Source organism: Streptomyces liliifuscus (assembly GCF_016598615.1).
In the GTDB taxonomy this organism is placed as follows: domain Bacteria; phylum Actinomycetota; class Actinomycetes; order Streptomycetales; family Streptomycetaceae; genus Streptomyces; species Streptomyces liliifuscus.
Window position 1 is genome coordinate 8,279,202 of sequence record NZ_CP066831.1, and the last position, 13,808, is coordinate 8,293,009.

At 71.3% G+C, this 13,808-nt stretch carries 10 protein-coding genes and 1 riboswitch; all 10 genes read right to left on the reverse strand.

Translation table 11 applies throughout. The annotated features are described in order from the left end of the window. Positions 1-3 precede the first annotated feature (3 nt). The 10 genes from cobI to JEQ17_RS35745 all read right to left on the reverse strand — a co-directional run bounded on the left by cobI (position 4) and on the right by JEQ17_RS35745 (position 13,747). Complete coding sequence (cobI, locus tag JEQ17_RS35700; RefSeq protein WP_200399105.1) at positions 4-756, reverse strand: precorrin-2 C(20)-methyltransferase; 753 nt, start codon at positions 754-756, stop codon at positions 4-6. Next, positions 738-2,201, reverse strand: coding sequence for a cobyrinate a,c-diamide synthase (locus JEQ17_RS35705; RefSeq protein WP_200399106.1), 1,464 nt, complete (start codon positions 2,199-2,201; stop codon positions 738-740). The genes cobI and JEQ17_RS35705 overlap by 19 nt, the downstream gene beginning before the upstream one ends. Beyond that, positions 2,198-2,797 carry a cob(I)yrinic acid a,c-diamide adenosyltransferase gene (cobO, locus tag JEQ17_RS35710; RefSeq protein WP_200399107.1) on the reverse strand — a complete coding sequence of 200 codons (600 nt, stop codon included), beginning with the start codon at positions 2,795-2,797 and terminating at the stop codon, positions 2,198-2,200. Before cobO ends, JEQ17_RS35705 begins: the two co-directional genes overlap by 4 nt. After that, positions 2,797-4,857, reverse strand: a complete 2,061-nt coding sequence (locus tag JEQ17_RS35715) for a putative cobaltochelatase (protein WP_200399108.1) — start codon at positions 4,855-4,857, stop codon at positions 2,797-2,799. The genes cobO and JEQ17_RS35715 overlap by 1 nt, the downstream gene beginning before the upstream one ends. Then, on the reverse strand, positions 4,854-8,507 hold the full coding sequence (gene cobN / locus JEQ17_RS35720; protein ID WP_200399109.1) for a cobaltochelatase subunit CobN: 3,654 nt from the start codon (positions 8,505-8,507) through the stop codon (positions 4,854-4,856). The genes JEQ17_RS35715 and cobN overlap by 4 nt, the downstream gene beginning before the upstream one ends. Continuing rightward, positions 8,504-10,036: a cobyric acid synthase gene (locus tag JEQ17_RS35725; protein ID WP_200399110.1), complete on the reverse strand. Its 1,533-nt coding sequence runs from the start codon at positions 10,034-10,036 to the stop codon at positions 8,504-8,506. The genes cobN and JEQ17_RS35725 overlap by 4 nt, the downstream gene beginning before the upstream one ends. Then, positions 10,033-10,989 carry a cobalamin biosynthesis protein gene (locus JEQ17_RS35730; RefSeq protein WP_200399111.1) on the reverse strand — a complete coding sequence of 319 codons (957 nt, stop codon included), beginning with the start codon at positions 10,987-10,989 and terminating at the stop codon, positions 10,033-10,035. The genes JEQ17_RS35725 and JEQ17_RS35730 overlap by 4 nt, the downstream gene beginning before the upstream one ends. Before the next feature lie 98 nt (positions 10,990-11,087). Beyond that, a riboswitch (cobalamin riboswitch) is annotated at positions 11,088-11,231 on the reverse strand. Positions 11,232-11,352: 121 nt separating this feature from the next. Then, on the reverse strand, positions 11,353-11,574 hold the full coding sequence (locus tag JEQ17_RS35735; protein WP_200399112.1) for a hypothetical protein: 222 nt from the start codon (positions 11,572-11,574) through the stop codon (positions 11,353-11,355). Positions 11,575-11,587: 13 nt separating this feature from the next. After that, a complete protein-coding gene (locus tag JEQ17_RS35740; RefSeq protein WP_200399113.1) occupies positions 11,588-12,829 on the reverse strand; it encodes an inorganic phosphate transporter in 1,242 nt (413 codons plus the stop codon). A gap of 174 nt (positions 12,830-13,003) precedes the next feature. Continuing rightward, entirely contained in the window at positions 13,004-13,747 is a 744-nt protein-coding gene (locus tag JEQ17_RS35745) for a lysozyme (RefSeq protein ID WP_200399114.1), read from the reverse strand. Positions 13,748-13,808 lie beyond the last annotated feature (61 nt).

Sequence of the window (13,808 nt, forward strand, 5' to 3'; positions counted from 1 at the left end):
GAGTCACAGCTTGCCGCCGCGTCCGCCGTCGCGCCGCGCGGGCGCGATGAGCGTCGAGAGATAGGGCAGCGTGGTGCCGTCCAGCTCGCCCGCGGGCCGGATGGACTCCTCCGGCAGCCCCAAGGCCGACCCCCACACGGCGTCGTCGAGCCGCCCGGTCTCCCGCAGCGCCGCGGCGACCTCCTGCGCCAGCCGCCCGAACTTGTACGCGACGACGGTCCCGGGCCCGTTGAGCGCGTCCTTGAGCGCACCGGCCCCGGCGGTGACGGGCACGAGCGTCAGCGGCTCGGTGCCCTCCGTCAGCACAGCCCCGGACCGGGCGGCGAGATCCTGCATGGCGGTGATACCGGGCACGGTCTCGACGACGGTCCCCGGTACGAGGTCCTCGATGGTCTGCGCGAGATAGGTGAACGTGGAGTACACGTTCGGGTCGCCGATGGTCGCGAACGCCACGGTCCCGTGCGCACGCAGCAGCCCGGCCACTCGCTCCCCGGCGGCGTCCCAGGCGGCCTCGCGGCGCTCCCGGTCGGACCGCTCGTTGAGCGCGAAGACGACACGTACCACCTTGTCCTCGGGCACGTAGTGCAGCACGGTGGCCTCGGCGCGCCCCCGCTCCCCGCCATCCGTCCCATCGGGCGCGGCCATGACGGGAACGACGACGACATCGGCCGCCCGAAGGCAGTTGACCCCCTTGACGGTCACGAGCTCGGGATCCCCGGGCCCGACCCCGACCCCGATCAGCCTGCTGTTGCCCATGACCCGACACACCTCTCCACGAACCGACGGGCGACACCGGGCGCGGACGCCCAGTGCGTATGCAGATAACTCGCGTGCACGCCCTGCTGTACGAAACCTTCGACCCGCCGCACCGGAACGCGTACGCCCCAGGCCGGAGCGACCCCCGCCCCGGGCTCCACGACGGTCCGGTGAAACTCATGCCCGCGCATCCGGCTGCCGGCCTCGGCCAGCACACTGTCGGACACGGCGACGGCATCCCGATACCCCAGCGTCAGCCGCTCGTCCATCCGCGCCTTCGCGTCGATCACCCCGCACATGGGCCGACCGTCGAGCTCACGCGAGAGATACAGCAGCCCCGCACACTCGGCCGCGACGGGCGCCCCACGCCCGGCAAGCGAGGCAACGGCCTTACGGAGGGGCTCGTTGGCGGACAACTCAGGGCCGTACACCTCGGGAAACCCGCCCCCGATGACCAACCCCCGTGTCCCTTCGGGCAGTTCCTCGTCCCGAAGCGGATCGAAGGTGACAACCTCCGCGCCGGCGGCGGCAAGCAACTCGGCATGCTCGGCGTAGGAGAAGCTGAAGGCGGCCCCACCCGCGATGGCAACTCGCGGGCCATTCAGCCCGTCCGGCGTTTGAGGACGAGGCCGTTCAGGCCGATACGGGGGTCTGGGGGCGGAGCCCCCAGGGTCGGGAACGGGAAGGGGCGGCGGGGGCGAGGAAGCCAAGACCTCAGCCGCATCCCACGAGTCACCAGGCAACGCCCCAGCCCCACGAGCCAACGCGAACAACGCATCCAGGTCACACCCCTCCCGCACCTGCGAAGCCATAGCCGCAACAGCGGCAACCGCCTCCACCCGCCGCTCGGCAACAGGCACCAGCCCCAGATGCCGAGAAGGCGTCCCCACCTGCTCGGCCCGCCGCAGGACACCAAGCACAGGCACCCCGGACGCGTCCAACGCCTCCCGCAGCATCCCCTCATGCCGAGAGGACCCCACCTTGTTCAGGATCACCCCACCGATCCGCACCTCCGGATCCCAGGAGGCGAACCCATGCACAAGCGCGGCCACGGACCGCGACTGCGAGGAGGCGTCCACGACCAGCACCACAGGCGCCCGCAGCAACTTCGCCACATGAGCGGTGGAGGCCAGCTCCCCTTCCCCCGCGGCCCCGTCGAACAGCCCCATCACGCCTTCGACGACGGCGAGATCACACCCCCGCGCCCCATGGGCGAACAGCGGCGCGATCAACTCCGCCCCGCACAGATAGGCGTCGAGATTCCGCCCCACCCGCCCGGTGGCGAGCGCGTGATACCCGGGATCGATGTAGTCGGGCCCCACCTTGTGCGGGGACACGGCAAGCCCCCGCGAGGCGAACGCGGCCATCAACCCCGTGGCGACGGTGGTCTTGCCGCTGCCCGAGGAGGGCGCGGCGATGACCAGCCGAGGGACGGAAGAACTCACCACTCGATGCCCCTCTGCCCCTTCTGACCGGCGTCCATGGGGTGCTTGACCTTGGACATGTCGGTCACGAGGTCGGCGAGTTCGACGAGCTTCTCGGGAGCGTTGCGCCCGGTGATCACGACATGCTGGGTCCCGGGCCGGTCCCGCAGCACGGAGACGACCTCGTCGACATCGACCCACCCCCAGTGCATGGGATAGGCGAACTCATCCAGCACATAGAGCCGGTACGTCTCAGCGGCCAGATCCCGCTTGACCTGTTCCCAGCCCTCGCGGGCCTTCTCCTCGTTGTCCATCTGGGAGTCGCGCTGCACCCACGACCACCCCTCACCCATCTTGTGCCAGTCGACGGCCCCGCCCTCGTCGGAAGCCCCGAGCACCCGAAGCGCGTTCTCCTCGCCGACCTTCCACTTCGCGGACTTGACGAACTGGAAGACCCCGATGGGCCAGCCCTGATTCCAGGCGCGCAGCGCGAGCCCGAAGGCGGCGGTGGACTTGCCCTTCCCGATCCCGGTGTGCACGACCACGAGCGGCCGGTTCCGCCGCTGACGAGTCGTCAGTCCGTCGTCGGGCACCACACTCGGCTGTCCCTGCGGCATTACGCGGCCCTCCTGTTGTCGCCCTGAACATCCCTGACGAGCCCCGCGATCGAGTCGGCGCGCAGCTCGTCCAACGTCACGGCCGTACCGCCGAGTTCGCCCGCGAGCTGTCCCGCGAGCCCGAGCCGTACGGGCCCGGACTCGCAGTCGACGACCACGGACGCGACCCCGTCGGCGGCGAACAGCCGAGCGGCCCGTCCCGCCAGCGCCACCGGCTCGGGCCCGCCCGTCGCCCTCCCATCCGTCACCAGGACCACCAGTGCCCGCCGAGCCGGATCCCGCAACCGCTCCACCCGCAGCACGTCGTGCGCCCGCAGCAACCCGGCGGCGAGCGGCGTACGCCCGCCGGTGGGCAGCGACTCCAGCCGTACCGCGGCCGCGTCCACCGAGGAGGTGGGCGGCAGGGCGACCTCGCCCGTCGAACCGCGGAAGGTCACGAGCCCCACCTTGTCCCGCCGCTGGTAGGCGTCGAGGAGCAGCGACAGCACCGCCCCCTTGACCGCGCTCATCCGCTGCCGGGCCGCCATCGACCCGGAGGCGTCCACGACGAACAGCACGAGGTTCCCCTCACGCCCCTCCCGTGTGGCCTGCCGCAGATCGTCGCGCCGGACCACGAGACCAGGCCCGGACCGGCCGCGCGCCCGCTGATGGGGTGCCGCGGCCTGCACGGTGGCCGCCAGGTGCAGCTTGGTGAGGGCCCCTTGGGGCCGACGCGCCCCGGTGGTCCGCCCGTGCTCGGTCCGCGCCCGCGACCGCCGGCCGGCGGCGCCCTCGCCGAGACCCGGCACGCTCAGCACCTTCGTACGGAAGGGGTCGGCGGCCCGTACGGGAGCCTGTTCGCCCGCGCCCGGCGACGGGGCCTGGCCGTTCTCGGAGGGCTCGCCCTGCGCGGGCACCTCACCGGAACTCTCGGCGCCGCCGTCGTCGGGCCCTTCCTGAGGCGGCTGCCCGCCGCCCCCGTCGGGCCCGTCCGGATCCGGATCCTCGTCGCCGGAGTCGTCCGAACCATCGGAACTGCCGGAGCCCCCGGAGCCGTCGGAGTTCTCCCCGCTCCCGAACTCCTCCAGCGTCTCGTCGAGCTTGTCCTCGTCGAGTCCCGGCGCGTCGAAGGGGTTGCGTCGCCGCCGGTGCGGCAGCGCGAGCAGCGCGGCCTGCCGTACGTCCTCGGGCAGGACCTCCGTGCGCCCGGCCCACGCGGTGAGCGTGGTGGCGGTCCGGGCCATCACGATGTCGGCCCGCATCCCGTCCACCTCGAAGGCCGCACAGGTCGCCGCGATCTGCCGCAGCGCCCCGTCGCCGAGCACGACCGACGGCAACAGCTTCCGCGCGGCCACGATCCGCGCCCGTACCGCCGTCTCCTCGTCGGCCCAGCGCCCCGCGAAGCCGTCCGGATCGTCGTCGTACGCGAGCCGCCGCCGTACGACCTCGACCCGCTGGTCGGGCTCCCGCGAGGCGGCCACCTCGACCGTCAGACCGAACCGGTCGAGCAACTGCGGCCGCAGCTCACCCTCTTCGGGGTTCATGGTCCCCACCAGCAGGAACCGCGCGGCATGCCGTACGGAGACACCTTCGCGCTCCACGTACGAGGCACCCATCGCGGCCGCGTCCAACAGCAGGTCGACCAGGTGGTCGTGGAGGAGGTTGACCTCGTCCACGTACAGGATTCCGCGATGCGCGTCGGCCAGCAGGCCGGGCTCGAAGGCCTTCACGCCCTCGGCCAGCGCCCGCTCGATGTCGAGCGCGCCCACGAGCCGGTCCTCGGAGGCGCCGACGGGCAACTCGACCATGCGCGCCGGCCGCCCGACTCCCGCTCCCACCTCGTGGGGTCCGTCCGGGCACGCCGGGTCGGGCGCGGCGGGCGCGCACGAGAAGCGGCAGCCGGCGACGACGTCCACCTCGGGCATGAGCGCCGAAAGGGCGCGCACGGCGGTCGACTTGGCGGTGCCCTTCTCGCCGCGTACGAGCACACCGCCGACCGCGGGCGACACGGCGTTCAGGAGCAGCGCGAGCCGCAGGTCGTCCTGTCCGACGACAGCCGTGAACGGAAAGGGGGTACTCACTGGTCGTCGCCCTCCAAGTCGCCTTCGAGCTCCAGGTACGTGGCGCGCAGCCGCTCCAGCGTGTCGGCGTCCGGCTCGGCCCACAGCCCGCGGTCCGCCGCTTCGAGGAGTCGTTCCGTGATGCCGCGCAGGGCCCATGGGTTGGACTTCTTCATGAAGTCCCGGTTCTCCGCGTCGAAGACGTACTCCGCGCTGAGCTTCTCGTACATCCAGTCGTCCACGACCCCGGCCGTGGCGTCGTACCCGAAGAGGTAGTCGACGGTCGCCGCCATCTCGAAGGCGCCCTTGTAGCCGTGGCGCCGCATCGCCGCCATCCAGCGAGGGTTGACCACGCGGGCGCGGAAGACCCGGTGGGTCTCCTCGCCGAGGGTGCGGGTCTTGACCTGGTCGGGGGTGGCGGAGTCGCCGACGTACGCCTCGGGGCTCGCGCCCGTCAGATGGCGCACCATGGCGACCATGCCGCCGTGGTACTGGAAGTAGTCGTCCGCGTCGACGAGGTCGTGCTCGCGGGTGTCGACGTTCTTGGCGGCCACGGCGATCCGCTTGAACGCGGTCTCCATGTCCCCGCGCGCCGCCCGCCCGTCGAGCCCGCGCCCGTAGGCGTAGCCGCCCCAGACCGCGTACACCTCGGCGAGGTCGGCGTCGGAGCGCCAGTTGCGCGCGTCGATGAGGGGGAGGAGACCGGCCCCGTACGCGCCCGGCTTCGAGCCGAAGATACGGGAGGTCGCGCGCCGTCGGTCGCCGTGCTCGGCGGTGTCCTCGTCGGCGTGCGCCCGGACGTAGTTGCGGTCGGCGGGCTCGTCCAGCTCGGCCACCGCCCGTACCGCGTCGTCGATCAGCCCGACCACATGCGGGAACGCGTCCCGGAAGAAGCCGGAGATACGGACCGTGACGTCGATGCGCGGCCGGCCCAGCTCCTCCAGGCCGACGACCTCGAAGCCGGTGACGCGCCGCGAGGCGTCGTCCCACACCGGCCGGCAGCCCAGCAGCGCCAGGATCTCCGCGATGTCGTCGCCCTGGGTGCGCATCGCGGAGGTGCCCCAGACCGTCAGACCGACGGACTTCGGGTAGTCGCCGGTGTCCTGGAGGTACCGCTGCACGAGCGAGTCGGCGAGCGACTGCCCGACCTCCCAACTCAGCCTGGACGGGATCGCCTTGGGGTCGACGGAGTAGAAGTTGCGGCCGGTCGGCAGGACGTTCACAAGTCCGCGGGTCGGTGAACCCGAGGGGCCCGCCGGGACGTAACCGCCGTTCAGGGCAAGGAGGATGTGGTCGATCTCGTCCGTCGTACGGGCGAGTCGCGGCACCACCTCACGGCACGCGAACTCCAACACCGCGACGGCGTCGGGGAGTTCGGTGCCCAGGACCTCGCGTACGAGAGCGGGCACGGCGCCGACTTCCCAGGCGCGCTCCTCCATGCCCTCCGCGAACCGGCGGCACAGCTGCTCAAGGAGATCGATCGCGTCGGCCGCCGACCGCGAGGGACCCGGGACCAGGTCGCTCAGCTCGACCGGCACCTTCAGCGGCGCACCGGGCTCGCCCAGCAACTCCTTCTCGACCAGGCCGAAGTGCTCGGCGAGACAGGCCCGCAGACCCGGCAGCGCGTTCGCCGTCCCGCCCCACACCTGAGAGGCCCGCAACACGGCCAGTACGAGGTTCACGCGCGGCTCGGCCTCCGGGCCGCCGCCGAGAATGTGCAGGCCGTCGCGGATCTGCACGTCCTTGATCTCGCACAGATAGCCGTCGATGTGCATGACGAACTCGTCGAAGGCGTCGTCGTCCGGCTGGTCGTCCACATGCAGGTCGTGGTGCAGCTCGGCCGCCTTGACCAGCGTCCAGATCTGGGCCCGCACGGCCGGGGCCTTCGTCGGGTCGAGGTCGGACACGAGCGCGTACTCGTCGAGGAGTTGCTCCAGCTTCGCCAGATCGCCGTACGTGTCCGCGCGGGCCATCGGCGGTACGAGGTGGTCGACGACCGTGGCGTGCCCGCGGCGCTTGGCCTGGGTGCCCTCGCCGGGGTCGTTGACGATGAAGGGGTAGACCAGGGGCAGTTCGCCGAGAACGGCGTCCGGCGCGCAGCCGCCGCTGAGCCCGAGTCCCTTGCCCGGCAGCCATTCCATCGTGCCGTGCTTGCCCATGTGCACCACGGCGTCGGCGCCGAAGCTGTTGTCCAGCCAGCGGTAGGCGGCCATGTAGTGGTGCGACGGCGGCATGTCCGGGTCGTGGTAGATCGCGATCGGGTTCTCGCCGAAACCGCGCGGCGGCTGGATCATCACGACGACGTTCCCGAACTGCAGGGAGGCCAGCACGATGTCGTCGCCGTCCACGTACAGGTTGCCCGGCGGCTCGCCCCACGCCTCCAGCATTCCGTTCCGCAGATCCGGGTCGAGCTTGTCGAACCAGGCCCGGTAGTCGGCCAGTGGCACGCGCGCGGGGGCCGAGGCCAGCTGCTCCTCGGTGAGCCACTCGACGTCGTGGCCGCCCGCCGCGATGAGCCGGTGGATCAACTCGTCGCCGTTGTCCGGGTATTCGGTCAGGGCGTACCCGGCGTCCCGCAGCGCGTCGAGGACCCGAACCGCCGAGGCGGGGGTGTCGAGGCCGACCGCGTTGCCGACCCGGGAGTGCTTGGTCGGATAGGCGGTGAAGACGAGCGCGAGCTTCTTCTCCGCGTTGGGCTTGTGCTTCAACCGGGCGTGGCGCACGGCGATCCCGGCGACCCGCGCGGCCCGCTCGGGGTCGGCGACGTACACCGGAACGTCGTCGGGACCCTGCTCCTTGAAGGAGAACGGGACCGTGATGAGGCGTCCGTCGAACTCGGGGATCGCGACCTGCATCGCCGCGTCCATGGGGGAGAGGGCCGCGTCGGACCCGGCCCAGGCGGACCGTGACGAGGTCAGGCAGAGCCCTTGCAGGACCGGGACGTTGAGGTCGGCGAGCGCGCCGATGTCCCAGGCCTCCTCGTCACCGCCCGCGGACGCCTGCGAGGCGTGCGTGCCACCGGCGGCGAGGACCGTCGCGACCAGCGCGTCGGCCTTGCCGAGGATCTCGTACAGGCCGGTGTCGGCGTCGCGCAGCGAACCGCAGTACACGGCAAGGGCGTTGGCGCCCCGGGCCTCGATCGCGTCGCACAGGGTGTCCACGAAGGCGGTGTTGCCGCTCAGTTGATGGGCCCGGTAGAAGAGCACGCCCACGGTCGGACGGCCCTCGACGTACGCGCGCTCGCCGTGGACCCCGAACTCGGGCATCTTCCGCGGCTCTTCGAAGCCCTCGCCCGTCAGCAGCACGGTGTCGGACAGGAAGCGGGCCAGCTCGGTCAGGTTCTCCGGGCCGCCCTCGACGAGATAGCGCAGCGCCTCCGCGACCACACCGGCGGGCACGGACGACTCGGCCATCAACTCCGCGTCGGGGACGGACTCTCCGCCCAGCAGCACGGTCGGAATGCCGGACGCCCTGAGCGCGGCGAGCCCGTCCTCCCAGGCACGCTTGCCGCCCAGCAGCCGTACGACGGCGACGTCCGCGCCCCGGACCAGCGCGGGAAGCTCCTCCGCGACATCCACGCGGGTCGGATTGCCGATCCGGTACGCGGCGCCGGCGGCACGGGCCGCCAGCAGATCCGTGTCGGCGGTCGACAACAACAACACTGTGCTCATGCGGGCGCTCCCGGTGGAATGAAAGGCAGTCCTGTCGGCGCGCCGGACTCGATGAGCCGCCACAGCGCGTCCGTGTCCGCGTGTTCCTCGATCAGATCGCCGAGCCGGTCCAGCTGCTCCTCGCGCAGCGAACCGAACGACGTGTCGGCGGCCGGTACGAAGCGGCGCCCCGCGGCGGCCGCCACCTCGCGAAGGAAGGCCCGGCGGAAGCCGTCCGACTCCAGCGAGCCGTGCCAGTGCGTGCCCCAGACCTCGCCGACCCGGCAGCCGTCCAGGAAGGGTTCCCCGCCCGTGACCCGGGCGACCCCGTGGTGGATCTCGTACCCCTCGACGGGTTCGCCGAGCGCCTCGCCGACCGGCCGGGTCAGGGTCTTCTCCCGCGAGAACCGCACGCGCACGGGAAGGAGTCCGAGCCCGTCCACCTGGCCGGCGCGCGACTCGACCTCGTCCTCGATGTGCTCGCCGAGGATCTGGAAGCCGCCGCAGATGCCGAGTACGGGACGGCCTTCCGCGGCCCTTCTGGCGAGGGCGTCCGCGAGGCCGCGCTCCCGCAGCCACTCCAGGGCCCTGACCGTGCCCCGGGTGCCTGGCACGACGACGAGGTCGGCGTCGACGAGCTCCTCCGCCCGGTCCACGAACCGCACGACGACGCCCGGTTCGGCGGCCAGCGCGTCCACGTCCGTGAAGTTGGACATCAGCGGGATCGCGCAGACGGCCACCCGCAGGATGTCCTCGCCGACGGGGGCGGAGACCTCGGACTCCCGGACCGAGCCCCTCAGAGAGACCCTCAGCCCGTCCTCCTCGTCGATGCCCAGGCCGTGTTGGAAGGGCAGGACCCCGTACGTACGACGCCCCGTGAGGTTCTTGAGCATGTCGAGGCCGGGCTCCAGCAGGGACACGTCCCCGCGGAACTTGTTGACGAGGAACCCGGCGACGAACTCCTGGTCCTCGGGCGAGAGCAGCGCGACGGTCCCGAAGAAGGAGGCGAAGACACCCCCGCGGTCGATGTCGCCGACGACGAGCACGGGCAGCCGCGCGTTGCGCGCGATCCCCATGTTCACGATGTCCGTCCGCCGCAGATTGATCTCGGCGGGACTGCCCGCCCCCTCACAGATCACCGCGTCATACGTGCCCCGCAACTCGGCGAGGCACTCCAGCACGGTCCCGAGAAGCCGTTCCTGACGCCCGCCGTGATAGCCGCGGGCACTCATTTCCCCGACAGGTTTACCCATCAGGACGACCTGGCTGCTCCGGTCACTGCCGGGCTTGAGCAGCACGGGATTCATGAGCGCGGTCGGCTCCACGCGCGCGGCCTGCGCCTGCATGGCCTGCGCCCGCCCGATCTCGGCGCCCTCCCGCGTGACGAACGAGTTGAGCGACATGTTCTGCGCCTTGAAGGGCGCCACCTTGACGCCCTGCCGCACCAGCCACCGGCAGATCCCGGCCGTCACGACACTCTTGCCCGCGTCGGAGGTGGTACCGGCGACGAGCAGCCCGCCACCCGTTCCCCCGCTCGTTCCCCGGCTCATGACGTACGCCCCTTCGCGCGAAGGCCGTTGACGAGCAGCCGTCCGGCGACACTCACGCCGAGCGCGAGCCAGCCCACGCGCCGCGAGAGCCGTACGGCCCGCTCGATGTCCTCGACCTCCACGGCCCGTCCTTCACCGTTGAGGACGGGCCGCTGCTCGACCCGTCCCGCGTACGAGAGCGTCCCGCCCAGCCGCACGCCGAGCGCCCCCGCGAACGAGGCCTCGACGGGCCCGGCGTTGGGGCTCGGGTGCTTGGCGGCATCCGCACGCCAGGCGCGTACGGCCCCGCGCGGATCGCTTCCCGCGGCGGTCGCGAGGACGGCGGTGAGCCGTGCCCCCGGCCATCCCGCGACATCGTCGAGCCGCGCGGAAGCCCAGCCGTACCGCCGGTACTTGGGTGACCTGTGCCCGACCATCGCGTCGAGCGTGTTCACGGCACGGAATCCGACCAGCCCCGGCACACCGGCCGCGGCACCCCACATGAGGGCGCCCACGACGGCGTCGGAGGTGTTCTCGGCGACGGACTCGACGACGGCCCGGGCGATCCCGTCGGCGTCCAGCGCCTGTGGATCCCGCCCGCACAGATGAGGCAGCCGCTCCCGGGCCACCTCGATGTCCCCGGCGGCCAGCGCCCCGCCGATGGCGCGGGCCTCCCGCCCGAGGGAAGTCCCGCCGACGACGGACCAGGTGGCGGCGGCGGTCAACGCGACGGACCCGGTACGCGAGGCACGCACGCAACGGCCGGCGAGCGCGGCGAGTCCGGTGGCACCGCCCACACAGACGGCGGTGTGCAGCGCGCCCCACCCCCGGTGGTCCCGCCACAGCACCCGCTCCACGGCACCCGCGGCCCGTCCGAACGCGGCGACCGGATGCCCCCGGCGGGGATCGCCGAGCAGCAGGTCACCGAGAAGGCCGGCGGCGGCGCCGTACGCGAAGACGCGATCGGCACGCATCGGTTCAGCCGACCGTCAGGTCGGGCACAACCGTCGCTGGAAAGGCACTTGGGCAGCCGCGCATGGCGATTTGTCCTCACTCAGGGTGTCCGCGCCCTGGTTCGACGAGACCGGCGGCGAGAGTTCCTGGCTCCCGGGGTGTCGATTCCCCGGTAACAGTGGCGGGACCGCGCCGGATTCGCACCGGCTTCCTCTCCTGCCGCCGTACATGGCTCCGGCAGTCCACCACGCCCACGAACACCCGTCAACTTGCTGTTGACCTGCGACGGGAGAGTGTGCTGAGGCCCACACACGGACACGACTCCGCCCCGCCGACCGGGGGTCGGCGGGGCGGAGTCGTGCGTGACGGAGGTGCCGTACGCGTCAGGCGACGATCAGATAGATGCCGTACGCCACCGCCGCCGCGCACGCGGCGAAGCAGGCGTACGCGCCCGTGACCGCGAGGCTCGCGGTGCCGCCCTGGGCGGAGGCCGACTCGCGCTTGGAGAGGCCGACGATGCCGAGGGTGAAGAGGCCCACGAGGGCGACGGTGACGATGAGGCTGACTCCGAAGACGGAGCCGAGGGCTGCCCAGTCGATCTTCATGCTTGTGGGTTCCTTACACCGTGGCCGTACGGGCGGGCTCGGTGGCGTCCGGGCCCGGGATGGTGGTCTTGAGGTCGTCGGCCGCGGCGACCGTGCCCGCCGGCGGCGGGGTGACGGCGGCGATGGCGGTGGTCACGACGCCCGCGGGCTCGCCGTCGACATCGTTCACGTTGTCGACGGTGACGGGCTGGCGGCGGGAGAGCGTCCAGATGACCGCCGAGCCCGCGATCAGCAGCGCGCCGGTGAGGACGATGCCCCAGGTGCCCTGCTTGGTGAGGAACTCGGCGCCCGCGCCGACCAGTCCGGCGGCGGGGAGCGTGAGGCCCCAGGCGACGAACATCCGGGTCGCGGTCGACCAGCGGACGACGCCGCCCTTGCGGCCGAGGCCCGAACCCATCACGGCGCCGGAGCAGGACTGGGTGGTGGAGAGCGAGAAGCCGAGGTGCGAGGAGGCCAGGATGACCGTCGCGGCGCTGGTCTGGGCGGCGAAGCCCTGCGGCGGCGCGAGGTCGGTGAGGCCCTTGCCCATGGTGCGGATGATGCGCCAGCCGCCCAGGTAGGTGCCCAGCGCGATGGCGATACCGGCCGAGACGATGACCCACATGGGGGGATTCGACCCGGGCGCGAGCACACCGCCGGTGACCAGGGCGAGCGTGATGATGCCCATGGTCTTCTGCGCGTCGTTCGTGCCGTGGGCCAGCGAGACCAGGCCCGCGGAGGTGATCTGGCCCGCGCGGTAGCCCTTGGAGGTCGCCTGCTCACCGGCCTTGTTGCTGATGCGGTACGTCAGCCGGGTGGCGAGCATCGCGGCGAGGCCGGCCACCAGCGGCGCGGCGATCGCGGGGAGCAGGACCTTGGTGACGACGGTCGAACCGTTCACCGACGACCAGCCGGCCGACATGACCGCGGCACCGATCAGGCCGCCGAACAGTGCGTGGGAGGAGCTGGAGGGCAGACCCAGAAGCCAGGTCAGCAGATTCCACAGAATGGCGCCGACGAGCGCCGCGAAGATCACTTCGGTGCGGATGCCCTCTTCGTTGATGATGCCGCCGGAGATCGTCTTGGCGACCTCCACGGAGAGGAACGCACCGACGAGGTTCAGCACGGCGGACATGGCCACCGCCGTCTTGGGCTTCAGGGCACCTGTCGAGATGGTCGTCGCCATCGCGTTGGCTGTGTCGTGGAAACCGTTCGTGAAATCGAACACGAGAGCGGTGACGATCACGATTCCGAGGAGGAGCGTGATGTGTTCCATTTACCCAGGCTTCTCTTGGACGTCAGTGGCACAGGGACCGTAGGCAACCTGGATGAACGGAAGATGAACTGAGGGGGGCGGCAGGGTGGCCCAATGGAGGTGCCGCCACTCCGCTTGTGTCGGAGTGGCGGCAAGTGGTCTCGAACAGAGGCGGAATCCAGGGGTCCGCTACCCCTACTGTCCCCTCGCGAACGTCCTGAGCTGATTCAGGGATCCGTTGAAGAGATTCTGGTCACCCGGCAGACTGCCGCCGTTGTCGTACTGCCAGAAGGTCCAGAAGTTCCAGCCGGACGGCAGCGACCCCGCCGTCGAGCTGTAGCGGGCCAGCCACAGCGGATGGTTCGCGGCGAACGCGGCGCTGTTGCCCGTGCACATCTTCCACCAGTTGTAGTTGGTGTAGATCACCGGCCGGCGGCCGGTCTGCCGCTTCACCTCGTTGCTGAAGGCCTTGATCCAGCTGACCATCCTGGTCTTGCTCAGGCCGTAGCACTTCTTCTTGCCGTACGGGTTGTACTCGATGTCCAGCGCGGGCGGCAGCGTCCAGCCGTCCGCGCGCCAGCCGCCGCCGTTGCGCACGAAGTACGCGGCCTGTGTCGTCCCCGAGGACTTGTGCGGCAGCGCGAAGTGGTACGCCCCACGGACGATGCCCGCGCCGCGCGCCCCGTTGTACTGCTGGTTGTAGTAGGGATTGCGGTACGTGTGCGATTCGGTGGCCTTCACGTAGACGAACTTGGCGCCTTTGCTCTTCGCACTCGACCAGTTGACGTTCTTCTGGTGCGAGGACACGTCGTGGCCCTTGGGCTTGGCGGCCGCCGAGGCCGGCACCTCGGCGAGGGCGGTGCCGCCGAGCGCCAGCGTCGCCACGGAGGCGGCGACGAACCGGGCGCGCTGAAGGGACGGTTTGCGATCACGAGCCATGTTTCCCCCCGGAATGGCGACGTGCACGAAAAATCTCCCAGAGGTTACTGGAAGATCCTTG

Excerpts from the sequence above, each read along its gene's own strand:
- cobI (WP_200399105.1), bottom strand. The coding sequence starts at position 756 with ATGGGCAACAGCAGGCTGATCGGGGTCGGGGTCGGGCCCGGGGATCCC.
- cobO (WP_200399107.1), bottom strand. The coding sequence starts at position 2,797 with ATGCCGCAGGGACAGCCGAGTGTGGTGCCCGACGACGGACTGACGACT.
- cobN (WP_200399109.1), bottom strand. The coding sequence starts at position 8,507 with ATGAGCACAGTGTTGTTGTTGTCGACCGCCGACACGGATCTGCTGGCG.
- JEQ17_RS35725 (WP_200399110.1), bottom strand. The coding sequence starts at position 10,036 with ATGAGCCGGGGAACGAGCGGGGGAACGGGTGGCGGGCTGCTCGTCGCC.
- JEQ17_RS35730 (WP_200399111.1), bottom strand. The coding sequence starts at position 10,989 with ATGCGTGCCGATCGCGTCTTCGCGTACGGCGCCGCCGCCGGCCTTCTC.
- JEQ17_RS35735 (WP_200399112.1), bottom strand. The coding sequence starts at position 11,574 with ATGAAGATCGACTGGGCAGCCCTCGGCTCCGTCTTCGGAGTCAGCCTC.
- JEQ17_RS35740 (WP_200399113.1), bottom strand. The coding sequence starts at position 12,829 with ATGGAACACATCACGCTCCTCCTCGGAATCGTGATCGTCACCGCTCTC.
- JEQ17_RS35745 (WP_200399114.1), bottom strand. The coding sequence starts at position 13,747 with ATGGCTCGTGATCGCAAACCGTCCCTTCAGCGCGCCCGGTTCGTCGCC.